Raw genomic sequence first — 24,774 nt, 5'->3', positions numbered from 1 at the left:
AACCTAGAAATTGAACAACGAAAACGCGCACTACAACGCCAACAAATTTTGTTTAAAATATCGGAACTCGCTACTCAGGCAAAAAACTTAGATGATGCCTATGTAAAAATTCATCAAATAATAAAGACCATTACATACGCAGAAAACTTATACATTGCACTTTATAACAAAAAGACTGGGTGGATTAGCTTCCCGTACTGTGTGGATGAGTTTAAAGACAACACCGAGCCTAGGCAGTTTGCAAAAGGTTATAGCGAACTGGTTATTAGTAGCGAACAAACCCAGCTTATTCACCCCTGTAGAGCCAAGGAGCTATTAGAAAGCGGTCAAGTACAGCGCACTCAAGCTATACCAGAAGAGCAAATGGCTACCAGCTGGTTGGGTGCACCGCTTAAAACATCGCAGGGTGTTATCGGCTTAATTGCATGCCAAGCGTATAATGATAATCATATTTTCAGTAAAGATGACTGTGAGCTTATTACATTTGTATCGCATCAAATTGCCACGGTTTTACAAACAAAGTTAGCCACTCAAGCACTTAAATCTAGTCATCAAGAGCTAGAGTATCGAGTAAACGAAAAAACAAAAGCGCTGCAAAAAGCTAACCTACATTTACAAATGCAGATTGATGAGCGTAAAAAGATAGAGCAACAACTTTATCACGATGCCCACCATGACTCATTAACGGGTCTCCCTAATCGCAGCTTATTTTTAACCCAGCTAGAGAAAACATTGCAGCATTATCATCGTTTTCCTGAACATCACTTTGCTGTTTTATTTATTGATTTAGATAAGTTTAAAGATATAAACGATCAACTAGGCCACCATGCCGGCGATCAATTTTTAATAAGTGTGGCTGATTTATTCTCCCACTGTATTCGCGAACACGATTTACTCGCTCGCCTTGGTGGTGATGAGTTTGTTATTTTGCTTACCCACTTAACAGAGCTACAACAAGCAGAAGATGTAGCCAATCGCATTATCAATATAATGAAAAAACCGTTTTGCAGTAAAGGGACCTGCATTCAAAGTGGTGCAAGTATTGGTATAACGTACTCAAATTCAAGCTATCAGCATACAGATGAAATTATTCGCGATGCCGACGCTGCTATGTATTATGCTAAAAATGCAGGGCGCGACCGGTATGAGCTATTCCACCCATTATTAACACAAACACTAACCAATGCTGAGTCTTCAACACAACATCATTTAGATTCACTGCCGATGAGCTTTAGAAGTGCAGATATTATAAACTTTGATGAGCAACAACAATCAGAGTCACTGTTCGAAGCCTTTGGTGAACACCCTGTATTAGGCTATACCAGTTTTGAAGTGCTGAAAAAGTTTGCTACTGATAAAGAGCAGCACCTACAAGTTGAATTAGAACTATTACAACACGCCTACGCCCATGGCTTAGCAGCAAATGTAGCCATGGTGTTGTTGCCCTGCTCAGGGTTACTTTTAGAAGCGCTTGAATTTAATTTATTTACTGAGGTATTAAGTAAACTGCAAGGGCAAAGCCAACTGTGTTTATTGTTTGACGACCAAGAAATACGTTACGCCTGTGCCACTCAGCTAGAAAACCTTAAAAAGCTCTCGTTGCTTGGCTACAGCATTGGCCTAAATAACTTTGCAAAAGATCGCTGTGAGCTAAATGCACTGACCGATATTTCATTCGACTATGTACTACTTAGCTCAACTTTTAGTAAACGCGTATTACAACAAGAAAGTTTTAACTTGCAGTTACAAGGCGTACTAGCCATCACTGAGCTTAAAGGGATTAAGGTTATTGCTAAAGGGCCTTCTATACTCAACTTTAGAGCCTTGCTTGATAAATACGGGCTTAACTTATTTGTTGCTAAGCAGCAAGGCTTACCGGAACCTGTAGCGGCCAACAATAACGCCGCGCAGTTTATTAACTAGGCTTTTTAAGCATCGCTCTTAAGTTAGCAACTCGTGCTTGGCCTTTTTCCATACGCTCTGCTTGTGAGCTCGGCGCTTTTTTGTTTTCAAACGCTAAGTCATCTTGTGGCAACTCTTGTACAAAGCGACTTAGCTCGGTTTGCGAGGTTTCGCCAAACTGGCGGCGTATTTTTGCATACGTCAAGGTCAGCTCTTGCTGAGCTCGAGTAATGCCCACATACGCTAAGCGTCGCTCTTCATCTACGTTGTCTTCGTCAATGCTAACTTGGTGAGGTAGCAGCCCCTCCTCCATGCCGACCATAAACACATATGGGTACTCTAAACCTTTAGAGGCATGCAAAGTCAGTAACTGTACCGCATCTGACTCATCTTCCTCCTCGTTACGCTCTAACATATCGCGAAGTGTTAATTTGCTGACCACTTCAGGCAAGGTCATTGGCTCATTATCAGCGTCGCCTGTGAGCATATCAGTGATCCAACGATACAGCTCAGAAACGTTTTTCATTCGCATTTCAGCTGCTTTAGCACTTGGCGATGACTCATATAAGTACGCTTCATAGTTAATATTACGCACTAAGTCTTTTACTGCTTCAAGCGTATCGCTTCGTACCGCGTTATCAGAAAGCTCAACAACCCAACGTGCAAACCCTGAAAGCGCATTTAAGCCACGTCCTTTAAGGCGGTAGCCTAAATCGTTATCAAAACAAGTGGCAAATAAACTTTGGTGCTTTTCGTTTGCAAGCGTTCCAAGCTTTTCAAGCGTAACTGTACCTATTTCGCGACGCGGCGTATTAACAATGCGTAAAAACGCGTTATCATCGTCTTGATTAACCAGTAAGCGTAAATACGCCATAATATCTTTAATTTCTGAGCGCGAAAAAAACGACATACCTCCACTAATTTTATAGGGAATACGGTTACTCATTAATGATTTTTCAAAACCGCGTGCCTGGTGATTACCGCGATACAAAATAGCGTAATCCTTATAGCTGGTGCGCTTCATAAATTTATGCGAAATTATTTCAGCAACAACTCGCTCGCACTCATGCTCTTCATCTCTACAGCCAATCACTTTAATTGGCTCACCGTAACCAAGCTCACTAAATAGCTTTTTTTCGATATCGTGCGGGTTATTGGCAATTAAAATATTTGCTGCTTTTAGGATTCGCTGGGCACTGCGGTAGTTTTGCTCAAGTTTTATTAGCCTGAGACCTGGGTAATCTTTACCTAACAGTACCAAGTTTTGAGGACGCGCACCGCGCCATGAGTAAATAGATTGGTCATCATCCCCTACTACAGTGAAACGCGCTCGCTCGCCTACTAATAACTTAACAAGCTGGTATTGGCTAGTATTAGTATCTTGATATTCATCCACCAGCAAATACCTAAACCGCTGTTGCCAACGCTCTCGTGAGGTGGCGTTACTACTCAGTAATAAGGTGGGGATCATAATTAAATCGTCAAAGTCCAGTGCGTTATACGCTCGCAGCTGATTTTGATAACGAGCGTAAAGCTGCGCAAATAACGCCTTTTGTGCATCGCGCGCCTCACGTATAGCTTGCTCTGGCAAAATTAATTCGTTTTTCCAGCTTCCTATTTGCATTTTTAATAGGTTAAGTAGATCTTTGTCTTTTTTAAGCTCATCTTCGGTTAGCTCGCCTAACAGCTGATTCGTATCTTGATCATCAAACAGTGAAAAGCCTTCTTTAAAACCAAGCGTTTTAAGCTCTTTTTTTATTATTTCCAGCCCTAGAGTATGAAAGGTTGATACCCACAGTCCTTTTGCCTCTTGCTTATTGAGTGTTTGTAATACGCGCTCGCGCATTTCTTTGGCCGCTTTGTTGGTAAACGTTACTGCAGCAATATTACGTGCCTTGTACTCGCATTTTTGTACTAAATATGCAATTTTGTTGGTGATTACACGCGTTTTACCTGAGCCTGCACCTGCAAGTACTAGGCATGGACCACTAATATATTTTACGGCTTCATCTTGTTTAGGATTGAGTTTCATAACGACCAAGGAGATTTAAAAGGCACGTAATTTTACCGTAACCACAGATACAGGCATAGCCATTAGATTAATTAATTCCATTGGGGTGATCATGTATTAAATATGTTAGGTATAAGGTAATATTAGCCATTATCATTTAGGGCAACAGCAAGGGACGATTATGATCAATCCAGCAAAACTTGAAGAAATTGCTAAGCAAATCACCAACAACATGCCGCAAGGTGTAAAAAATCTAGCAGATACATTAGAAGGTAAAACCAAACAAGTTTTACAAAATAAGCTGGCCGAAATGGACTTTGTTAGCCGCGAAGAGTTTGATGTACAAAGCCAAGTACTAATTCGTACCCGCGAAAAGCTCACTGAGCTTGAAGCAAAAGTTGTGTTACTAGAGCAACAATTAAATGCTAAGAATAACGACGAGTAATCCATATTTTTTGCAAACTCAGTTACAAAAAAGCAGCCTTGGCTGCTTTTTGCTTTATTACTCATCCACTAAATCTTAAAAAGTGCATCTAATACATAGTATTGCAGTGGTTGTTGCTGAGTTAAACTTACGGCGCGCATTTTTAGCGCCACTTGCTTGCCGGTAATGGGCTTATAACGCTTTAAAAAAGGCAACCGCGTTAAAATAGGTAAAGCACATGCGCCTATTTGCTCCGCTATTCGCGTGTCGCGTCGCTCACCAATTAATAAAGACGGTTGAAATATACTGACTTTTGCAAAGCCAAGCGATGTTACGTGCTGCTCAAGCTCGCCTTTCATTTTTAAATAAGAGCTCACACTATGTGCATTAGCACCGCTTGACGACACCAAGCAATAATGACTTACTCCGTTATTTACAGCCATTTGCGCCGCAATAAACTGATAATTAAAATCAACTTTACGCTGTGCCGTGATAGAGCCCGCTTGTTTTTTGGTAGTGCCTAAACACGAAAAAAGCACATCCCCTTTAAATAACGTGCAGTAGTTAGTTAAACAATTAAAATCAATAACCTGATTAGTCAGCTTGGCATGTTCAAAATCCAACTTCCGGCGAGTTATAGCAATCACGCGGCTAAATTCCGAGCTTGTGAGTAGCAGCGTTAAAAGCTCACTCCCAACAACCCCTGTTGCACCAATGATTATCGCCGTTTTACTCATTGCTTAAATTACCCACAGCCGGCTGTAGCGAATACTTGGGTAACAGCCTTATTATATACATCACTTTCTTCATCAGCGCAGGTGACAACCGATGATAAGTCGTGTAAATGACCGTTTTCCAACCCATATACCCACCCATGAATTGTGAGCTCTTGCCCTTTATCCCATGCATCTTGCACTATATTTGTTCTGCACACATTCCGCACTTGCTCTATAACATTTAGTTCAATCAAGCGGCTTAGACGCTGCTGTTCATCCATTGTATTAAGCTGCGCTAGGTGTTTTTCTTTTACATCACCAACATGGCGTAACCAGTTATCAATAAAACCAAATTTAGCATTATTTAATACCGCTTGAACACCGCCACAGCCGTAGTGGCCAACCACCATAATATGTTTTACTTTAAGTACCTCTACCGCGTACTGCATTACCGATAAACAGTTATGGTCAGTATGTACCACGACATTAGCTACATTACGGTGTACAAATAATTCACCGGGAAGTAAGTCAACAATTTGGTTTGCAGGGACCCGAGAGTCTGAGCAGCCAATCCACAAGTACTCTGGATTTTGTTGCATTGATAATATTTTAAAAAACTCAGGGTTCGCCTCTGTGGTACGTGCAGCCCATCGTTTATTGTTTTCGAATAAATTTTTTAGCTTTCTCATTGTATCTCTTAGTAGGACGGGCTAAAAATTACACCCAGAAAAGACAAGTAATGAGCGCCTTTTTAGTCGGTGTTTGCAAGAATCAAAACATTGCGAGGAGTTAATTTTTTCTCGCAAAAAGTAGTAACAGAAACGTGATAGCCTTGCTGTTGCAAATATAAAGCACGATCGAGCACAAGCCAAACCTCTATTGCTCTTCTAAACACATGTCGAACCAGTTCGATTCGCTCAGTTACTTTTTTACGCGCCTTACCTATTACTAAAAACTTATTGTAATCAGTATCTTGAGGGATAATTAGAGACTTTTTGTCGCCCGCCCAAGCACAAAACTGTGCAAAGGTACCAGAAAACATGGCTTTGTTAACCGAAGGCACACTCACGTAATATTGCTCATGAGTGAGTGACTTTCGAAGTGCGTCAAACCCTAAGCGCCATTCCACCTCAGTTTTTCGTATTTTAGCTACACGAGATGGCGCGGTCACAGTTTCTTGTAATGCCAATTTTAAATCGCGATGTGTCAAATTAAGCTGACTACTTTGCCCAGCCTCACTCATTGCTAGGTAATTGTTTTGAGTAAATAAATGATAGCAACACGGCGAAAAACTAATACGTTTAACTCCTGCCTTACTCGCTTGTTGCATAAATGTTTGATGCAAAGCGCCACACGCATGTAAAGCCACTGCATGGGTATCTGTATTAAAAAAGTGGCTTATATCGTCCTCAAGCACATTTGCTTGGCTAAATTGCATAGCTAAACCTTGCTGCTTAGCGCTGTGCTGGCCTTGCTCACATAGGTGTGCTTGTAGCTCAACACTACGCACACTTTGCGCGCCATTAAAAGCAAGCATGCGTCCTAAATGTCCTTTACCTGCGCACCACTCTAAAACAGGTTGTGTCGTATGTGGTAATGCTGAAACAAAGTCTTGCAGTTGCTCGAACTTACGCCCTTTAATACCGTTACTTATCCAAAACGGGTATTCACCGCGCTGTTGCTGGTTGCTCGGCAAATTACAGAGTTCAGGTAGCTGCTCAACACCTGCAATAAGGGGGCTAAAAAATTGATACAGCTGTTGCTGATCGTTATCAAGCCTTACAACATCTTCATCTGGTAAGTTATGCAACATCGCTTGCAGCTCAGGCCACGGTAATTCATCAAAATCAAACGCAGTACATTGCCAATATTCGCGGGTATGCATTAACACGGCATCGAGTGCTGCAAATTGCTCAGCTAGGTTCATAACAACTTAAAGTAATAAAAAGGACGATTAATTATATCAGTTGTGCAGAGCTGCATTAAGTGGTTATTTTTTACCGAGTATTAACCGTAAATAAAGGGGGATCGAAATAATACTTACAATAAAAGCAGCTATTAGCATCCACGACAGTTGTAATTGCTCTGGTTCTTGGTATTTATAAACGAACCCAGCCTTGTGTTCGTCAAACTGCGTTTGCTTTATGCCATAATAATCTGCTATTAAACGCCATTTAGCCATCGACATATTCCCTAAATGGGTCGTCGGAGGCATCACGTAGTCCTTCATAACTTCAGCTTCATAAGCTAGCTGATGAAAACTTTTGTTTGACGCATAAAATTGCTGAGTAATAGTAATGGCTTCATCCATATTCATCATGGCATAACGCCACCCCTTTAAACTCGCCTGATAAAACTTTTCGACTGTTTGTGGGTGCATCTTAAGCATTGACTCGCTGGTAAATAACACGTCACCATACACATCCATACCATAGCGCTGCGGGCATATAAGCCGGTGCGGTGCTCCTTGCTGTGTCATAAAATAAGGCTGAGTTGTGACATACACTTGCATTGCATCAAGTTTGTTTTCTTGCCACGCTTGCAGCGCAGGCTCATCGCCTTCGTATACCTCTAAGGTAGTAATATCAATACCGCTGCGTTTAAGCATAACTAGCAGCTCAGTACTGTCTTTTTTACTTACTTCGGTAATACGTTTAGCAGTAAAGTCGCGAGGGTGAAAAATATCAGAGCTGTCTTTTACCATCCAACAATACGGAGAAAACTGAAAAATAGCAGCCATAGCCACAAAAGGTTGACCGTTTATTCTTTGCTGCAAAATACCCGAGTGCGCTACGCCAAACTGAGCTTCTCCAGTTGCGACTGGAGTGAAAGTGTCAGGCATATTCGGGTTAGCTTCGCGTATGGTTACATTAAGTCCGGCGTCTTTGTAATAGCCTTTTTGCTGAGCCATGTAATAGCCGGCAAACTGAAATTGGTGGGTCCATTTTAGTTGTAAAGTGACTGATTCTTGAGCCATTAGTTGGCTGCAAAAAAGCAAGCTTGCAAGTATTAATCCTTTAATAAGCAACAGAGTGTTCCAAATAATAGTCATTAGATGTAACTATATTTAAAACACACAATAAAGCAAGCATGCCTAAGCGCATACTTGCTTATAAAACGCTTAAGCTGAGACTAAATCACCCACCTTTGAGCTTTGTGGTTGAGAGGTTAAAAACTGCGTAAAACACGGGTTATGAGTTTCGTCGTGCACACTGTAACCTAAACGGTTTAAGTGCTCGTTAAACATCTCAAATTGGCTTGGCTCAATAGCAAAGCCCGCCAGAACATTTCCGATTGAGCCACCATGATTACGGTAGTGGAACAAAGTAATATTCCAATTGCTACCTAGGGTATCTAAAAAGCGTGCTAGCGCTCCTGGGTATTCTGGAAATTCAAACCGTAATAACCTTTCGTGCAACTGCTCTGGTGCTTTGCCCCCTACCATATAACGTACGTGTAATTTAGCCAATTCGTTATCTGATAAATCGCAAAAATGATAGCCGTTGTGAGTTAAGTCTTGTTTTAACTCGTTGAGCTCTTGCTCACCTTGGCGCAATGCAATACCCACAAATATTTGCGCTTCGCCTGGACCTGCATAACGGTAGTTAAACTCGGTAATAGCACGACCACCTAAAGAGGCACAGAACTGCTTAAAGCTGCCTTTTTCTTCTTTAATCGTTACCGCAAGTAGCGCTTCGTTTTTTTCACCCAGCGCAGTGCGCTCAGCCACATAACGTAGGCGATCGAAGTTTAAGTTAGCACCTGATAACACCGCTGCTAAATGTAATCCTTTTAAGCCCGATTGCTGGCTCCACTTTTTAAGCCCTGCGGTTGCCAATGCACCTGAAGGCTCCGAGATAGCGCGAGTAGAGACAAAAATATCTTGCATAGCAGCACAAATTTCATCGCCACTAACGGTGACAACATCATCACAAAACTTTTGTGCTAAGCGAAATGTTTCACTGCCAATGATTTTAACCGCCACGCCATCGGCAAAACTGCCAACACGCTCAAGCTCAACAGGCTCTCCCGCTTTAAGCGCAGCTTGCAAACATGCGCTTTCTTCAGCTTCTACGCCAATCACTTTTATATCAGGGCGTAATGACTTGATATAAACCGCCATACCCGCCAGTAAACCACCGCCACCTACAGGGATAAATACCGCATCAAGCTCGTTAAGTTGTTGCATAAGCTCACGGGCTACCGTGCCTTGCCCAACAATCACATCGGGGTCATCAAAAGGTGGGACAAATACGCCATTGCGCTGCTCTGTTAATTCAAGAGCGTGTGCCTTTGCAGCATCAAAATGATGGCCATGTAAAACTACCTCACCGCCTAGTGCACGTACCGCATTTACTTTTATTTCAGGTGTGGTAACGGGCATAACAATCGTGGCTTTATGCCCAAGGTGTGAAGCACTGAGCGCCACACCTTGCGCATGATTACCCGCTGAGGCCGTAATGACTACCGAGCCTTTGGGTAATTTATTTAATTTATTATAGGCACCGCGTAGCTTAAACGAGTACACGGGCTGTTGATCCTCACGCTTTAACCAAACATGGTTGCCTAATTTATCACTAAGGGCAGCCATTTCGCTGACCTCAGTGACTTTGGCTAATGGTTCCATATTTGCCTGGATAATCGCGCGAAAATAATCGAGCTCTTGAGAAACCATAATTAGCTAAGCTCCTCCAATTTGGCTAAATCACGTACTGCGCCTTTATCAGCACTGGTTGCAAGTAATGCATACGCTTTTAATGCCGATGATACATAGCGATCGCGGTCAAGCGGCTTGTAAGCTTGCTTGCCACGAGCTAATTGCTTTTGTTTACGCGCTTCTAGCTCTTCATCAGTTAATGCCAGGGTGATTGCACGTGTTGCAATATCAATAATAATTTTGTCGCCATTTTCAACATACGCAATAGCGCCGCCACTTGCCGCTTCTGGCGATACGTGACCAATTGATAAACCAGAAGTCCCCCCTGAGAATCGACCATCAGTGATCAAAGCACATTTCTCTGCAAGACCTTTTGATTTTAAGTAGCTCGTTGGGTATAGCATTTCTTGCATACCAGGGCCGCCTTTAGGGCCTTCGTAGCGAATAACCACAACATCGCCCGCTTTTACTTCATCGTTTAAAATACCTTCAACCGACTCATCCTGTGATTCGTACACTACAGCTGTGCCTTCAAAATGCAGCATTTCATCAACAACGCCTGCACTTTTTACAATACAGCCATCAACGGCTAAGTTTCCTGAAAGTACAGCTAAGCCGCCATCTTGTCTAAATGCGTGCTCAACACTGCGAATACAGCCGTTTTCACGGTCGTTATCGCCCTCATCCCAACGGCATTCTTGGCTCATTGCTTTTGTTGTGCGAATGCCCGCAGGGCCTGCACGATAAAACTTTTGTGCAGCCTCGTTATCTGGATCTGTGGCATCCCATTTTTTAACAAGCTCACCCATTGTCATACCCGCAACGTGGTTTACCGATAAATCAACTAAACCCGCTTTACCCAGCTCACGGATTATCGCCATCATGCCACCAGCACGGTGAACATCTTCAATATGGTATTGTGCTGTGGCAGGCGCCACTTTACATAAAAATGGGGTTTTACGAGAAAGCTCATCTATGTGCGACATGTCAAAATCCACGCCAGCTTCTTGCGCCGCTGCCAATAGGTGCAATACCGTATTTGATGAGCCACCCATAGCAATATCAACCACCATAGAGTTCATAAAGGCGGTGCGGTTAGCAATGGCACGAGGAAGCACCTCGTGATTATCTTTTTGGTAATACTCACGGCACAAATCAACAATGCGAGCACCGGCTTCTACATACAGTTGCTTTCGATCTTTATGAGTTGCAAGCGTCGTCCCATTACCCGGTAGCGCAAGACCTATTGCCTCTAACAAACAGTTCATTGAGTTAGCAGTAAACATCCCTGAACACGAGCCACAGGTAGGGCACGCAGAGCGCTCCACCTGCTCAGAATCAGCATCACTTACGGTATCATCTGCGCCTTTTACCATAGCATCAACCAAATCTAGCTTAATATCGATGTTAGCAAGCTTGGTTTTACCTGCTTCCATTGGACCACCCGATACAAAAATAACCGGTATATTTAAACGCAGCGCGGCAAGCATCATCCCTGGAGTAATTTTGTCACAGTTAGAAATACAAATCATCGCATCAGCGCAGTGGCCGTTTACCATGTACTCAACAGAGTCTGCAATTAAGTCACGCGAAGGCAGTGAGTAAAGCATACCGCCGTGGCCCATTGCGATACCGTCATCAATTGCAATAGTGTTAAATTCTTTTGGAACACCACCGGCTTGTGTGATTGTTTCTGCCATTAATTCACTTAGTTGATTAAGATGCACATGTCCTGGTACAAATTGCGTAAACGAGTTAACTACAGCAATAATCGGTTTACCAAAGTCGGTGTCGGTCATGCCTGTTGCGCGCCATAATGCACGTGCGCCTGCACGTTTACGTCCTTCAGTTGTTGTTGCACTTCTTAATTTAGCCATAGTTACCTCTGTTTTGCCGCTGTGTAAGCGGGCATTCCTCATTCTAAAAATTGTTGAGTTACTGAATGCTGTATTCAGTAACGCGTAAATATGTTTTGGTAGCAGTTACACTGCTTGTTGCTGTAAATTTTCTAAGCTGATTTTTTGCACGTCGACCAACTTGTTTAGCTGACTGATTAATAAATGAACAGGCTTGTCGCTATCTACCGTCATTGCTATCGTATAGTGAGCTTCATCTGTATTAAGCTGAAAATGCGTAAGGTCAAAACCACGGTGACGCACAACACGTAAAAAGCGCTCCACCGCAATACTTTGATTTTTCAATGCAATTGTTAAGCTGTGTTTCATTGTGCTTTCTCCGTAATCATTTCGTCATTTGCAGCCCCAGGTGGTACAAGCGGCCATACGTTTTCTTTATCATCTATACAGGCATGTAAAATATACGGCCCTTCGCTATTTACCAATGCCGTAATTGCATCATCTACTTCGTTGGCCTTTGTTATTGTTTGCCCAGGAATACCAAATACTGCGGCTAATTGAACAAAATCAGGGTTATCTGACAGGTTGGTTTCAGAGTAGCGGCCTTCAAAAAATAGCTCTTGCCACTGGCGAACCATGCCTAAGCGTTGGTTATCTAATATCAGTATTTTTACAGGTAAATTATTACGACGGATAGTGGCAAGCTCTTGGATGTTCATCATGATTGAGCCATCGCCCGACACCGTTATGACAAAATCATCTGGGCGCGCGACTTGTGCGCCAATAGCCGCCGGTAAACCAAAGCCCATAGTGCCTGCGCCACCACTACTTAAATGGTTGCTCGGATGGCTAAATTTCATGTGTTGCGCTACCCACATTTGGTGCTGACCCACATCACAACATACCACGCCTGTTTTCGGCATACGCTGGCTTAATTGGTTCAGTAAGTAAGGGGCAAATACTTTTTCGCCTGGGTAATCGTAACGCCAAGCATGCTTAATATTCATTTCTTTATTTTTATCGCACCAAGCTTTAGGTGTTACAACACACTCAAGTGCGGGTAATGATGTTTTTAAATCAGCAATTAATGACGCTTTAGCAGGTTTACGTTTGCCCACCTCAGCCGCATCAATATCTAAGTGAATTACTTTTGCTTTGGCTGCAAATTTGGCTAAGTTGCCGGTAACACGGTCATCAAAGCGAGCACCTATACACACTAATACATCACACTCTTGGACTGCAATATTAGCGGCCTGTGTGCCATGCATGCCTAGCATTCCTAAGTAGTGCTCGTAATCTGGCAATACACTGCCTAGTGCTTTTAATGTTGATACTGCGGGCATTTGGGTTTTATTTAAAAACTGCATTAATTCATCTTGCGCATCTGCAGCTTGCACGCCACCACCAACATACGCAACAGGCTGCCTTGCTTCACTTAATAACTGATTTGCAATGGCCACTTGGTTTAAATCAAGTTGGGGTAAGTATTCATCAGCAGCTAGCCAAGGCTTAAAAGGCACTTGCGCCATTTGAATGTCTTTTGGAATATCAACAAGTACAGGTCCTGGGCGACCACTTTGAGCTAAGTGCATAGCTTCTTGTAATATTTCGGCTAAATCTTCTGCTCGCTCTACCATGTAGCTGTGTTTTGTACACGAAAGCGACATACCTAACACGTCCACTTCCTGAAAGGCGTCGGAGCCAATAGCGGCAGTCGGTACTTGGCCAGTAATTGCTAACAATGGCACTGAATCCATCATTGCATCGGCAAGCGCTGTTATTAAGTTAGTAGCGCCTGGGCCTGAGGTAGCAAAACAAACCCCTAACTTACCAGTGCTGCGGGCATAGCCTACAGCTGCAAAGCCTGCACCTTGCTCGTGGCGAGTAAGGTAATGCTTTACAGACGCACCATATAGCGCATCGTAAATGGGCATAATAGCTCCGCCTGGGTAGCCAAATACCTCATTTACGCCGTGCTTGGCTAGTAAATCAATTGTTAGTTCTGCGCCTGTCATTAATAACCCCTCATTCCTCAGTGACAACCCAATTACTTACTTAAACTTATAGCTAAAATCTTTAAAAACTCTGTGCTTAAAACTAAAAAGCCCTCCGAACGGTTAGGTGCGGAGGGCTTTTTAATGCTTAAGTTTATAGCACTACGAAGCCCTCGCGGGAATAATCACCACGATAATAATCAGGACTAGGTTAAGTGCATTTGTAAGCATGTAATTAATACCAAATTTAAATCATTTGTAACGAAGCAACACTCTTCGCTGCGTATATGTAGTTGTACCGCGCTGAGGCGAGTAAGTCAACACCCAAATCAATTCAACAAAATATAAAAAAGCGACTTTAAGTGGATTTAAAATTCATAGAAAAACACTTAAATGAAAAAATTATACCCAATTTTTAATCAAACAAATTCACTAACCACATAATAGCTATATCGGGTTTGATTAATTTTTGATGTATTACTCACAAATAAAAAAGTTGTGCGGTAATTACTTCAACACTTTACAAATAAAGCGGGTTTTCGAAACAGTGATTTTTCATCCGTGACCAATATTGTCACCACACCTGTGCATTCAAACCTTTTAAGCACGCCAAAAAATAAATTGGTTTATTAAAGCGCATTAATTTGCGCTAATATTTAATTAACTCAATTTGCTTTAAGGACAAACCATGAAATCGTTCTCTCGACTGGGTCAATTTTTTATACTGACCCTCTTTATAACAATAAGTTTTAATAGCTTTGCAGCACCAGCATTATTCAAGGTAGAAAAAAACGGCACTAGCTCGTATTTGTTTGGAACAGTTCATGTAGGCGATGCCAGCATGAAAGGCTTACCTGAAAAAGTAACTCAGGCTATAGATCAAAGTGAACAAGTTATTGTTGAGGTAGATATTAGTAAGCTCACGCCTTTACAAATGCAGCAGCGTTCAATGCCCTTTATGCTGCTTAAAGGTGGCAAAACATTACAAACAGAGCTATCAAAACAAAACTACAGTAAGCTTAAAGATTACTTTGCGAAAAAATCGATAGATATCGCTATGTTTAATGGCCTCAAACCATGGGCAGTAATGGTTACTATGATGCAAATCGAGTATCAAAATGCAGGCTTTTCTGATCAAACGGGCATAGACAAGCAAGTACTTGCTTACGCTAAAAAGGAAAATATCACGATTGGAGAGTTAGAAACGCTAGAGCAGCAACTACAAATGTTTGATGGCATGGCCTTGCTAAGTAATGAAATGATTGAAGAAACGTTTGAGCAGCTTGCTGATATTAATACTTATTTTATTAAGTTAGTAAACGCGTGGAAAAATGGTGATATGGATACACTTACCCAGTACTACAACATGAGTTTTGACGATAGTAACTACGGTGAAATAAGCGAGCAAGTTATGCTAGTTAACCGTAATAATAAATGGGTAGAGCAATTAGTGCCTCGCTTAGCTAACGAAAAGCTATTTATTGCTGTCGGTGCACTACACTTACCGGAGCAACACGGCTTAATTAAACAGTTAACTGATGCAGGCTTCACGATTACTCGCCTATAAAGTGGTGCTAAAGGTTGGGTATAACAAGCCCAGCCTTTAGTTAAAATCTTCCATTTTTAAGTAATTATCTATTCCTTTAATTTTGTCTGCCGCATGGTGATTTACATAAATAACGGTGCTGGTATTAGCGGCACAAATTTTTTCTATTAATATGAGTACTCGCTGTCTATTTGCTTCATCAAGCCCCAGGCAAGGTTCATCTAAAATAAGTAACGTGGGGTGTTTTACCATAGCACGCACGATTAATAGCATGCGCTGATCGCCACACGAAAGTTGCGTAAATGAGCTATTTTGCTTATCGCTTAACCCAATCAATGCTAACCATTGCTTAGCCGTATTTACCTGCCACTCTACTGGTTTTTGATATAAGCCAATGCTGTCGTAAAACCCAGAAATAACTGTATTTAAAGCCGATATACTCACACGGTAATGCATGTGTAACGCATTTGAAATATAGCCAATATGCTGTTTTATATCCCATATGCTTTCACCGCTTCCACGCTTAAAACCAAATACTTGAATATCATTGCGATAACATTGAGGGTTATCGCCGGTTATTAAATTAAGTAAGCAGGTTTTACCGGAACCATTTTTACCACTCAGTTGCCAGTGTTGGTGTTTATTAATTTGCCAAGTAAGGTGCTTAAATATATTAACCCCTGCGTAGCTAACATTCGCATTATTAAGTTTGACTAATATATTGCCGGCACACTCGGCACGCGCTTGGGATTCATCAGGCTGGGGTATGTCTAAATATGTATGTGTTAAATGCAGCAGTTTAAGCAAGTCGGCACGCGGCTCTGCGTTTGGTCTATTTAGTACTTGCTGTAACTGCCCCTGATTTACATAAGCATAATGAGTAATAAATTCAGGGATTTCATCAATCCTGTTTAGCACAAATACAAAACTAATTTTAGAGCTTAGACCTTCTAGCAAAGCATGTAGCACCGCACACGAATGCGTATCTAAGCCGTCATATGGCTCATCTAATACCACTAAATCTGCATTACTGCTTAGCGCATTTATAAGCAAAAGCTTACGGGTTTCGCCGGTAGAAAGGTCTCTAAAATGCCGACTCAATAAAGCACTATAATTAAATGCATCAACTAATTTAATACGTAAATCATGGTTGTAGTCACCGTTTTTTGGAAAAATAAAATCGTTTACTAGGCTGCGGTGCTCATTTTCAATTTCGTTTTTGATTAACTGTTTTTGCAGATCAGAAGAAACCAACTGTGTATTATTAAATGTGCTGTTAAAGATACCGCCTTGTTGCTTAGCTTCACCCACTAAAGCTGCGCCCAGCGCCGACTTACCTGCACCATTAGCACCTAATAGTAGCCAGTGTTCGCCCACGTTAATTTGCCAGCTTAAGTCATTAATTGTGTAACGGCTTTTACCTAGCCCTTGTAAGTAACCATTAAATTTTTCGAACACAACACGTTGCACAATACAGCCTTCACCATAAGCTAAATAAACAACTTAACGTATAGTAATTTGCTTTAGCAAGCGTATTTAATTGCGTATTAATTTATTTCATTAGCTATGCACACATTTACTAATGCATCAGCCACAGCCTGTCTACTGATTGGTTTATGAATATGCTCACTCGCACCATACTCATAAATTAAGTCCATGTCTTCGGCTGAGGTATTTGCTGTAACAACTATTATGGGCATGGTTTTATTTAGCTCTTTGCGTATTTTTTTAGTGGCTTCAAAACCGTCCATTACCGGCATGTTTAAATCCATAAACACAACGTCATAATGAGTTTTAGCCACCTTTTCGCAGGCTTCTAGGCCATTTACAACGCATTCATAGTTCACACTTAAGGTTGCCAAAATACGTGTGAGTAACAAAGTGTTTAACTCGTTATCTTCAACCACAAGGCAAAAAAGGTTTTTATCGACTGCTTTTTCTGTGTGCTGGTTAGTAATTTTAACCGGTAAATTAAGCGTAACATGAGCGCCACTCGCTGCGTTGTTTTTAAATGAAAGCCAGCCATGCAGCGCTTTAACAACATACTGAGCCCGTGTTAATCCCGTTCTTAAGCCTTGAAAGTGGTTAGTTTGTTTAAATGAGTCAAACTCTAGTTCTGTTATTTCGCTCGAAAAGCCACAGCCACTATCTTTCACTGTTAACTGTAACTGAGAATTACGCATGCTCGCCGAGACTTCGATTTCGCCCTTATCAGTAAATTTTATTGCATTACTGATTAGCTCAGTTAATACATGTTGGAAGCGCTGATGATCTAACTTAGCAAAACAGTTAAGGGAGTCACTAAGATGCGTTGTTAATTTTAGCCCCTTTTGCTGCGCTGCATATTCATATGCAAGGACGACTTTATTTACAGATTCTAAAAGGTTTTCGTTTTTAAGGATGGGCGTCCACTTACCTGTGCTTAGTGCTTGCAGGTCTTGAAGCTCATCGAGCATCGACAAAAGCCTTATGGCACAATAGCTAGCCTGCGTTTTAATATTTTGTTGCTCAGTACTAATGGTGAGCTCATCAATCGACGTGATTAAGCCTTGTAAAGGCGTTCTAAATTCGTGGCTTGCTCGGGCAATAAAGTGCTCTTTGTTTTGGCTCATTTGCGCTACAAAGTCCTTTTGCTTTTGAAGTGCCGCTAGCGTGCGCTCCACCTCTTTTTCCATCGGTATAAACACAAATCTTAGTTCAATTAGCAATAACACCATGGCCATTAGCCAACATAACAATTCTAAATTAGAAACACGGTTAACTTTTTTTACTGCCTGTTGCTCAAACAAAGTAACCGCGCGGTCAAGCTTAGCTAAAAGGCTCTCTACATGCGCTACGCTAAGTACCTGTGTGTCTACTTCGCCTTTTTGATACAGCAGCCAGCTAGCTTGAGTAATAAACTCATTCACTTCGCTATCTAGATTAGCTGGCTCAGAAAAGTATAACTTTACTAATTCTGGCGTTAAATAACGGTAGCCACTACCTTGCTTGGTAAGTAGTACCTCATGAGCTGTTTTAAATTGTGCAAGAGAGTATTCGAGTGATTGGGTATGAGTTGCAACATCAATTCGTGATGAAAGAAGTGCATTACTATGCCAGGCAATTTTTTGCGAAAGCATGCGCTGCTTACCCGCCATATTAATAATTTTAGCATCGTACTTTTGTACAGAAAAACCATACTGTAGCAATAACGCAGAGCCACTTATCAACAGAGCGATAGCAATCAGCGCCCATCGGTAACGCTGTCTTACATTAGCAATAATTTTAAACATACAAGGCCGCTTTTTTTATTTTAATACCAATCAGCATAATTAAGTGATCTATTTTGAGGATGGATAAACGTGTTGATAGCAAGGCAAAAAATTCGCTATTTAGTTATTCTCGGCAATTGCTCCTGCATTGCTCTACCTTCTGCATCCATGCAGTCGTAAATGAGAATTTTTTAACGCAGATAGCGACACGTTTAGCCCCTGAAAATGATTAAATATTATTGCGGATTGGTGTAAGTGTAGCCTATATATAGAAAGCTCAACATCAGCTTTAGTAATTATATAATTAAAAAGCCCAGTAACATGACTGGGCTAAATGTATTATATCTGCAGCCTAAACACCTGCGTAGTTACATTTTCGTTATCGGTTTTCTAGGCGATTATAGTCAAACATACCAAATTCCACGCCGCGATACTCTTTAGCTACTTGGTGCATTATGTCGCTGTATTTCCAAAATTCTGGATGTGAGCGACGAATACCAAATTTTACTTTTAATGCAGCATAATCTGCTTCAATTTGCATCATTGGTAATAGCTGTGCAAATTCACCCACTTCATTTTGATCATTTAAATACCAAATAGCTGCCGGGTAATCGCCAATAAAACCTGGAACGAGCGTAGCAGTATCTTCATCATATGCACGCTGACCATCTTCATTTAGCAAGCTGGAAATATTGTAATGTGCGTTATGATGAATGAGCGTATAAGCTTTGTGCGATTCATCATCTTGCTTCACCAAAATATACGATATTTGCGGCAATAAGTTGATAGCCTTTGCAGGCATATCATTAAGTGCATTCAATGGCGTGGGGACATTTTTATAATCGTAGTGCTCACTCAACACTGGCGCTAAAGCTTGCTTAATTAAGCTATACAACTCATGTTGTGGCTTATCCGTTTTATATTTAATACCACTTGGTTGACTAAACTCTCGATTGTTTTTAAAGAAAGTAGACAAGCTCGGTGGAGACTTTCTGTACCAACTTTTCTTAATTTGATGGCGCTTTGTCTCTGGTAGTAAGGCTAAAAAGTTTTGCTCACCCTCTAGGCGTAAAAAGTCCATGTAAAGACGCGTCACTAACTGATGACCAATATTTCCATACACATCAAAACCTGCAACAAGTAAGTAATGAATTCGCTCAAATAACGCGTAATCTAACACCCACATTGTTTTAGGCTCTTGGCCAATAAACCCTTTCACTACGGTGGCACTGTCAAAATGACGAAATATTGTAAGCGCAGCATTCTTATTATGGCCTTCACCTTTCCACAATAGGTCGGTAGTTAAATGCTCTCCGTTTTTAAACATCTCGTTAGCCAGTTCAACTTTGGCCTGTAAATATTTTTTCTCTCGCACTGAGTACTTAACCCAGTTAGAAATAGGTAAGGCATTACTTTCTTCTGCAGCTGGTAGCTCAAGTGCATCTTCATGCTGAAGCAACATATCTTCTACGGCTGGCGTCGCAACTTTTTCAGGGTCCGCAAAGGCAACCCAAAAGTGATCGTTAATTACATTAAGTGCAATTTGACCTCGACACACAGGCCCTTTAATAAAGCCCATAATAATTAACTCAGCTTCATCAAGCATAAACTGGTATTTGGAATTAATAGGGATCACTTCAAAGGTTTTAAAAGGGTTTGATGCTGACTCAGGTTCATAACTTGGCATTTTAGTGACCGTGTAATCGGGAGCTATAAACTGCTCATACAAACGTGCCAACTTGGCATCATCGAGCTTCAGCGGTAAATGCGTTTTAGATAAAACAGTTGAGCGGTCGTGTAAAAAACGATAATAAACGCGGCTCACTTTAGGGTCGTCATACGGACGACGCGTATTAATGAGTTTAATTTCTTCGCCTGGAGGGGTGCTAGAGCGAACGAGTTTAAAAAAGTTCTCAGGCTCGTCAGAGCCAAAGTATATATGAGCTAAAAACCAGTGCTCGTAAATATAACGTGCGGCTAATTGATATTTTAAGCTGTCTTGGTTTAAAAACGCTTCCCAATTTTTTACATTCGTTAGCTCAACTTTAGTAGGCGGTTTAATATGCGCCATCTTTCCACCATCTTTGAGCCATTTTTGTAAATGATAAAACTCTTGGCTAGATACACCTGGAAGACCGTAAGGCATGCCGCCGTGAGGTTGCTCTGCGGCTAGGCGATCAAACTCTCCCATAGTCGCGCAAGTTTGTGAGCGGCTAAGTGAAAAATCAAATTCATCATCAAGAATTTCATTCTCTGGTAACGGTGCGCTTTGTTTAAGAACGAGTGAATTAAATAACACCCCACCGGCTAGGTTAGCTTCTGCACTTTGGTTACGTTCATTAAGCACAGGAGTAAAGCCTTTTTTACGCCACTGTTCGGTGTTTTGGGCATCGAATAATAGCCGACTTGGCGTTGTGGCTAATAAGCGAGTGCCGTCGTATACAAGTTCCTTACTGAGCCCTCTATCTATTCCTTCAGGTGAAGAAAGCTTTAGCTGACAGGGTGCATCATAACAGCCATGACAAACTACACAGCGTGTATCTAGTACAGGTTTCACTTCTTGTAAAAACTCAGCACCCGCACCGCTATCATGTGGCACAATGCGCTGCTGCGTTTGCTCATTACCAAACATGTCGTTGTAGTGAGCATTGCCTAAATAAGCACACCCACTGAGGATTATAAGGACTAACGAGCTGATCAGAACTTTTTTCATTCTTCATCCTCGTCGCCCAAATCGAAGGTCGGCATCATGTCCATTTGCGGAGAAACAAAGCTGTCGTGTTTTTGAGTATTCAACACCACACTGAGCAATGGACCATGAGTCAGCGTGATGTGTGCATCGTGCTCATAATCTAATAACTCATTAAATTCGCGACTATGCACCTCTAATTCAAAATTGTCTAAACTAATCGCAACACTACTATCAGGTGCTGGGTTTTGGCATATTTGCGTTAGCAGTTCATCATTAAGAGCAAATGAAATCTCCAAATCCGGCTTCTCAACATCTCGCTCACTTAGCGATTCATTTAAAATAAATAACGGTAAAGTAAGTTTGCTATCTTGTTCAAATTCCATTGTGCTCTCTTGCTGACTGACATGTATTTATCCACCATTATAGCAAAAAAGCATATAAATACTGCGACTAAATAGCCGCTCGAATACTGAAAACCTAGTTCTAAAATTTGATATCATGCATTGTCGATTCAATGATAGAAAACACAGCCCCTTGCGGGTCGGTAATCACACTAAAACGCCCAACATCTGGAATGTCTATTGCTGGCACACAGATAGCGCCATCAAGCTGCGTTGCTTTGGCAACCGCCTGATCGCAATCTACTACCGCAAAATACGGCATCCAATGCGGTGGAATATCATCTGGCCATTCATCGGTCATTTCGAGCATGCCTGCTATCGGTTGCTCATCAATAGTGAATAAGGTGTAGTCCATACCTTCCATGGGTTTCACCTCAAACTGCCATCCGAATAACTGACAATAAAAGTCGCGACTTTTTTGTATGTCTTTCGACACAAGTTCAAACCAATAAGGTAGGTTAAGCTCTTGCACTCTTTTAGCCCCGATATGCTCACCCGCTTGCCACAAGGCAAATGTTGCGCCGCCAGGTTCTTGCAGCATCACCATTCGACCTGCCGTCATGACATCATGTGGCCCTGCCAAAACCGTTGCCCCCAATGATTTTGCCAGCTCAGTGCTTTGGTCAACATCATCAACAGCAATATATAATAACCAATGGGTTGGCATCTCACTCATACTTGCTGGCAGTTGATACATAGCGGCAATATCATCACCTTGCTTTCGCAGCATGGTGTAATACATGTCTTCACCTATTGGCTGATCATCAAAACCCCAGTCAAAAAGTTGCGTGTAAAATTGCTTTGCAGCTTGCCAGTCTTTTGCGCATAACTCGGCCCAACAGAAAGTACCCGCAGGGTGTTTTGTATTTATTTTTGTCATGGCAGTTCCTCCTTCATTAACGGTAATCAACAAGCGGCTTTTTTGCCAATTATTTTTGAAATTAATTAAATAACCGTTTAGAAAAATTAAATAATCATTATCAGTCACTTACAGAAAAACCAAAGTAAACCAAGTTTTTATAGCCTTTACACAATATTGATTGCAGTAATAAATACATATATAAATACGAACAATTTTTAATAACAATTATATAACGATTTAACGATGTCAATGAAATTTGCGCTTCCTTTTTTACTTACTCCTATCGCTGCGTTAGCAAATCAGGCTCAAGATATTGAGCGTATTACTGTTTCTACAACGCGTAGTACGGCACCTGTTAGTACTGTACCTGCAACTATCAGCGTTATTACCAGTGAAGACATTGCAGAGCAACTAACTCATACACAAGATCTATCGCAAATTTTAGGTAATTTATTACCGAGTTTTTCACCAAGCCGTCAAAAGATGACTAGCGCAGGTGAAACACTACGTGGCCGTGAGCCGCTATACATGATTGATGGGGTACCTCAGTCGAACCCGTTGCGTAATGGTTCTCGTGACGGCAATACAATTGATCCTGCCATGATCGAACGCATCGAAGTGATCAGTGGTGCTAATGCAATCCAAGGCATGGGCGCAAGCGGCGGTATTATTAATATCATCACAAAATCAGCAGGCGATTTTAATCACCAAATGAGCGCAGGGTTTAGCACTCCGACAGACGGTGGAAGCGACAGCCAAAGCTATAAAGCCAGCTACTTATTCAGTCAACAGCTTGATGATATTAGTTTTATTGGCGGTGTATCGGCACGTAGTACTGGTATGTATCGCGATGGTAACGGAGACTTTGTTGGGTTAGATGGCACACAAGGTGATACGCAAGACTCAACCAGCCTAGACCTATTTTTAAAAGTTAAATATCAGCTTGATAATGAACAAAGTATTCAAGCGATGCTGAACCACTACAAAATTGAGGGTAATGGAGATTTTGTTGCTATTAATGGTGACCCAACAACAGGCCTTGCCACATCAGCTGAAAAAGGCGATATAGAAGGTGATGCACCACGCAACCGTGTAACAACCTTCACCCTTGATTACAACCACACTAATATCGCTGGCGGCAACCTTGCAGTTCAGTTATTCACGCAAGATTTTGCGGCAATGTATGGCGGCGGTACATTTGGTACTTTCCAAGATCCTGAATTTGGTGAAAACCTTTACGACCAATCTCAAAACAAGTCACAAAAGTTTGGAAGTCGCGTTACTTAGAATAAAGATAACCTATTAAGCAGCCAGTTTGATATTGCGACCGGTATCGATTTACTTTCTGACGAAACATACCAAGAGCTTGCGCAAACAGGTCGTCATTGGGTTCCAAGAACCAAGTTTAATAACATCGCACCATTCGCTCAGCTACGTTATGACGGCTTAGAAGATTGGACTTTCAATGCCGGTGTTCGTTACGAGTACGGCAAATTAAAAGTAGATGACTTTACTACCCTAGCATCTTACAACAGCAGCTTTGTAGAAGGCGGTGAGCCAAGCTTTAACGAATTATTAGAGAACTTAGGTGTTGTCTACCAAGTGACTGATGACCTTCGTTTCTACGCAAGCTACAGCGAAGGCTTTAGCATGGCCGATGTGGGGCGTGTACTGCGTGGTATAAACCAAGCTGGCTTATCGGTTGAAAGTTTCTTAAACCTAGAACCTGTGATTTCTGATAACCGCGAATTAGGTTTTGAATATGCAAGCGATAGCTTCAATATTAAAGCCAGCTACTTTGAATCTGACTCAGACTTAGGCTCTCGTTTACAAGCTGATGCTGATGGTATTTACAGTGTAAAACGTGAACGCACTGAGATCTCAGGTTTTGAAGCCAATGCACAGTATTACCTAACTAACAGCACAACATTCGGTGCAAGTTACGCTGATACAGAAGGCCAATATGACGGTGATGGCGACAATAAAGTAGAGAGCGACTTAGGCGGCAGCAATATTTCACCGACACGGTTAAACCTTTACTGGCAACAACAATGGCCAGCAAGTTTGTCTAGCCGCTTACAAGTTAATAAAGTGTTTGACCGCGACTTTAATACTGGTGAAGAATTTGACGGCTACACAACCGTTGATTTATCAGTGCAATATCAAAGTGCTGAGTATGGTGCATTTAGCCTAGGTATCGATAACCTGCTAGATAAGTACTACATCACTTATTATGGGCAAACAAACCCATCGGCAACTCGCTATTTTGCAGGCACTGGCCGAACTGTAAATCTAACTTGGAACTATGCATTTTAGATTTAGGCTAAAGTAATTAAACAATAAAAAAACCCGAGACTAAGCTCGGGTTTTTCTTAATGCTTAATGCATCACTATAGTTGATTACTCAACGATAGTTGCTACAACACCAGCACCTACAGTACGGCCACCTTCACGGATAGCGA

Annotated in this window: 19 protein-coding genes; 5 read left to right on the top strand and 14 right to left on the bottom strand. The window is 41.6% G+C overall.

Going from position 1 to position 24,774, the window contains the following annotated elements; genetic code table 11:
- Positions 1-1,923, top strand: a 1,923-nt coding sequence (locus AABI99_RS12850) for a diguanylate cyclase (RefSeq protein ID WP_338366301.1), incomplete at its 5' end; no start/stop codon positions are given.
- On the opposite strand, the gene rep is transcribed toward AABI99_RS12850, so the two are convergent.
- Complete coding sequence (rep, locus tag AABI99_RS12845; RefSeq protein ID WP_338366300.1) at positions 1,916-3,934, bottom strand: DNA helicase Rep; 2,019 nt, start codon at positions 3,932-3,934, stop codon at positions 1,916-1,918. The genes AABI99_RS12850 and rep overlap by 8 nt on opposite strands.
- Positions 3,935-4,094: 160 nt before the next feature.
- On the opposite strand from rep, the gene AABI99_RS12840 reads away from it, so the two are divergent.
- Complete coding sequence (locus tag AABI99_RS12840) at positions 4,095-4,358, top strand: accessory factor UbiK family protein (protein ID WP_338366299.1); 264 nt, start codon at positions 4,095-4,097, stop codon at positions 4,356-4,358.
- Between the two features lie 68 nt (positions 4,359-4,426).
- Here the strand turns inward: AABI99_RS12840 and AABI99_RS12835 are convergent, their stop codons facing one another.
- From AABI99_RS12835 to ilvG, 8 genes are all read right to left on the bottom strand, one after another.
- Positions 4,427-5,074: an NAD-dependent epimerase/dehydratase family protein gene (locus tag AABI99_RS12835; RefSeq protein ID WP_338366298.1), complete on the bottom strand. Its 648-nt coding sequence runs from the start codon at positions 5,072-5,074 to the stop codon at positions 4,427-4,429.
- Positions 5,075-5,082: 8 nt separating this feature from the next.
- Entirely contained in the window at positions 5,083-5,742 is a 660-nt protein-coding gene (can, locus tag AABI99_RS12830; RefSeq protein ID WP_338366297.1) for a carbonate dehydratase, read from the bottom strand.
- A 62-nt stretch (positions 5,743-5,804) separates the two neighbouring features.
- A complete protein-coding gene (locus AABI99_RS12825; RefSeq protein WP_338366296.1) occupies positions 5,805-6,980 on the bottom strand; it encodes a methyltransferase in 1,176 nt (391 codons plus the stop codon).
- Positions 6,981-7,043: 63 nt separating this feature from the next.
- Complete coding sequence (locus AABI99_RS12820; RefSeq protein WP_338366295.1) at positions 7,044-8,030, bottom strand: ABC transporter substrate-binding protein; 987 nt, start codon at positions 8,028-8,030, stop codon at positions 7,044-7,046.
- 144 nt (positions 8,031-8,174) lie between these two features.
- Entirely contained in the window at positions 8,175-9,728 is a 1,554-nt protein-coding gene (ilvA, locus tag AABI99_RS12815; protein ID WP_338366294.1) for a threonine ammonia-lyase, biosynthetic, read from the bottom strand.
- Between the two features lie 2 nt (positions 9,729-9,730).
- Positions 9,731-11,587: a dihydroxy-acid dehydratase gene (gene ilvD, locus AABI99_RS12810; RefSeq protein ID WP_338366293.1), complete on the bottom strand. Its 1,857-nt coding sequence runs from the start codon at positions 11,585-11,587 to the stop codon at positions 9,731-9,733.
- 105 nt (positions 11,588-11,692) lie between these two features.
- Complete coding sequence (gene ilvM, locus AABI99_RS12805; protein WP_338366292.1) at positions 11,693-11,935, bottom strand: acetolactate synthase 2 small subunit; 243 nt, start codon at positions 11,933-11,935, stop codon at positions 11,693-11,695.
- Positions 11,932-13,581, bottom strand: coding sequence for an acetolactate synthase 2 catalytic subunit (ilvG, locus tag AABI99_RS12800; protein WP_338366291.1), 1,650 nt, complete (start codon positions 13,579-13,581; stop codon positions 11,932-11,934). Before ilvG ends, ilvM begins: the two co-directional genes overlap by 4 nt.
- Before the next feature lie 667 nt (positions 13,582-14,248).
- On the opposite strand from ilvG, the gene AABI99_RS12795 reads away from it, so the two are divergent.
- Positions 14,249-15,127 carry a TraB/GumN family protein gene (locus AABI99_RS12795; protein WP_338366290.1) on the top strand — a complete coding sequence of 293 codons (879 nt, stop codon included), beginning with the start codon at positions 14,249-14,251 and terminating at the stop codon, positions 15,125-15,127.
- 36 nt (positions 15,128-15,163) lie between these two features.
- On the opposite strand, the gene AABI99_RS12790 is transcribed toward AABI99_RS12795, so the two are convergent.
- The 5 genes from AABI99_RS12790 to AABI99_RS12770 all read right to left on the bottom strand — a co-directional run bounded on the left by AABI99_RS12790 (position 15,164) and on the right by AABI99_RS12770 (position 22,330).
- Complete coding sequence (locus AABI99_RS12790; protein WP_338366289.1) at positions 15,164-16,576, bottom strand: ATP-binding cassette domain-containing protein; 1,413 nt, start codon at positions 16,574-16,576, stop codon at positions 15,164-15,166.
- 77 nt (positions 16,577-16,653) lie between these two features.
- Complete coding sequence (locus AABI99_RS12785; protein ID WP_338366288.1) at positions 16,654-18,378, bottom strand: response regulator; 1,725 nt, start codon at positions 18,376-18,378, stop codon at positions 16,654-16,656.
- 358 nt (positions 18,379-18,736) lie between these two features.
- Positions 18,737-21,070 (bottom strand): fatty acid cis/trans isomerase, encoded by a 2,334-nt coding sequence (locus tag AABI99_RS12780; RefSeq protein ID WP_338366287.1) that lies wholly within the window; start codon positions 21,068-21,070, stop codon positions 18,737-18,739.
- Positions 21,067-21,432, bottom strand: a complete 366-nt coding sequence (locus AABI99_RS12775) for a hypothetical protein (protein WP_338366286.1) — start codon at positions 21,430-21,432, stop codon at positions 21,067-21,069. The genes AABI99_RS12780 and AABI99_RS12775 overlap by 4 nt, the downstream gene beginning before the upstream one ends.
- A 100-nt stretch (positions 21,433-21,532) precedes the next feature.
- Positions 21,533-22,330, bottom strand: coding sequence for a VOC family protein (locus tag AABI99_RS12770; RefSeq protein WP_338366285.1), 798 nt, complete (start codon positions 22,328-22,330; stop codon positions 21,533-21,535).
- A gap of 225 nt (positions 22,331-22,555) precedes the next feature.
- Here AABI99_RS12770 and AABI99_RS12765 point away from each other — a divergent pair, with 225 nt between their 5' ends.
- Both AABI99_RS12765 and AABI99_RS12760 read left to right on the top strand, forming a co-directional pair.
- Positions 22,556-23,599 (top strand): TonB-dependent receptor plug domain-containing protein, encoded by a 1,044-nt coding sequence (locus tag AABI99_RS12765; protein WP_338366284.1) that lies wholly within the window; start codon positions 22,556-22,558, stop codon positions 23,597-23,599.
- Positions 23,600-23,632: 33 nt separating this feature from the next.
- On the top strand, positions 23,633-24,628 hold the full coding sequence (locus AABI99_RS12760; protein ID WP_338366302.1) for a TonB-dependent receptor: 996 nt from the start codon (positions 23,633-23,635) through the stop codon (positions 24,626-24,628).
- The last annotated feature ends 146 nt before the right edge of the window (positions 24,629-24,774 follow it).

Source organism: uncultured Pseudoalteromonas sp. (genome assembly GCF_963922945.1).
Taxonomy (GTDB): Bacteria; Pseudomonadota; Gammaproteobacteria; order Enterobacterales; family Alteromonadaceae; genus Pseudoalteromonas.
Note: the sequence above shows the minus strand (reverse complement) of the source record. Positions and strands in the feature narration are given on the sequence as shown.

What these genes read in the sequence shown, in the direction of transcription:
- rep (WP_338366300.1), bottom strand. Translation starts at nt 3,934, where the DNA reads ATGAAACTCAATCCTAAACAAGATGAAGCCGTAAAATATATTAGTGGT.
- AABI99_RS12840 (WP_338366299.1), top strand. Translation starts at nt 4,095, where the DNA reads ATGATCAATCCAGCAAAACTTGAAGAAATTGCTAAGCAAATCACCAAC.
- AABI99_RS12835 (WP_338366298.1), bottom strand. Translation starts at nt 5,074, where the DNA reads ATGAGTAAAACGGCGATAATCATTGGTGCAACAGGGGTTGTTGGGAGT.
- can (WP_338366297.1), bottom strand. Translation starts at nt 5,742, where the DNA reads ATGAGAAAGCTAAAAAATTTATTCGAAAACAATAAACGATGGGCTGCA.
- AABI99_RS12825 (WP_338366296.1), bottom strand. Translation starts at nt 6,980, where the DNA reads ATGAACCTAGCTGAGCAATTTGCAGCACTCGATGCCGTGTTAATGCAT.
- AABI99_RS12820 (WP_338366295.1), bottom strand. Translation starts at nt 8,030, where the DNA reads ATGGCTCAAGAATCAGTCACTTTACAACTAAAATGGACCCACCAATTT.
- ilvA (WP_338366294.1), bottom strand. Translation starts at nt 9,728, where the DNA reads ATGGTTTCTCAAGAGCTCGATTATTTTCGCGCGATTATCCAGGCAAAT.
- ilvD (WP_338366293.1), bottom strand. Translation starts at nt 11,587, where the DNA reads ATGGCTAAATTAAGAAGTGCAACAACAACTGAAGGACGTAAACGTGCA.
- ilvM (WP_338366292.1), bottom strand. Translation starts at nt 11,935, where the DNA reads ATGAAACACAGCTTAACAATTGCATTGAAAAATCAAAGTATTGCGGTG.
- ilvG (WP_338366291.1), bottom strand. Translation starts at nt 13,581, where the DNA reads ATGACAGGCGCAGAACTAACAATTGATTTACTAGCCAAGCACGGCGTA.
- AABI99_RS12795 (WP_338366290.1), top strand. Translation starts at nt 14,249, where the DNA reads ATGAAATCGTTCTCTCGACTGGGTCAATTTTTTATACTGACCCTCTTT.
- AABI99_RS12785 (WP_338366288.1), bottom strand. Translation starts at nt 18,378, where the DNA reads ATGTTTAAAATTATTGCTAATGTAAGACAGCGTTACCGATGGGCGCTG.
- AABI99_RS12780 (WP_338366287.1), bottom strand. Translation starts at nt 21,070, where the DNA reads ATGAAAAAAGTTCTGATCAGCTCGTTAGTCCTTATAATCCTCAGTGGG.
- AABI99_RS12775 (WP_338366286.1), bottom strand. Translation starts at nt 21,432, where the DNA reads ATGGAATTTGAACAAGATAGCAAACTTACTTTACCGTTATTTATTTTA.
- AABI99_RS12770 (WP_338366285.1), bottom strand. Translation starts at nt 22,330, where the DNA reads ATGACAAAAATAAATACAAAACACCCTGCGGGTACTTTCTGTTGGGCC.
- AABI99_RS12765 (WP_338366284.1), top strand. Translation starts at nt 22,556, where the DNA reads ATGTCAATGAAATTTGCGCTTCCTTTTTTACTTACTCCTATCGCTGCG.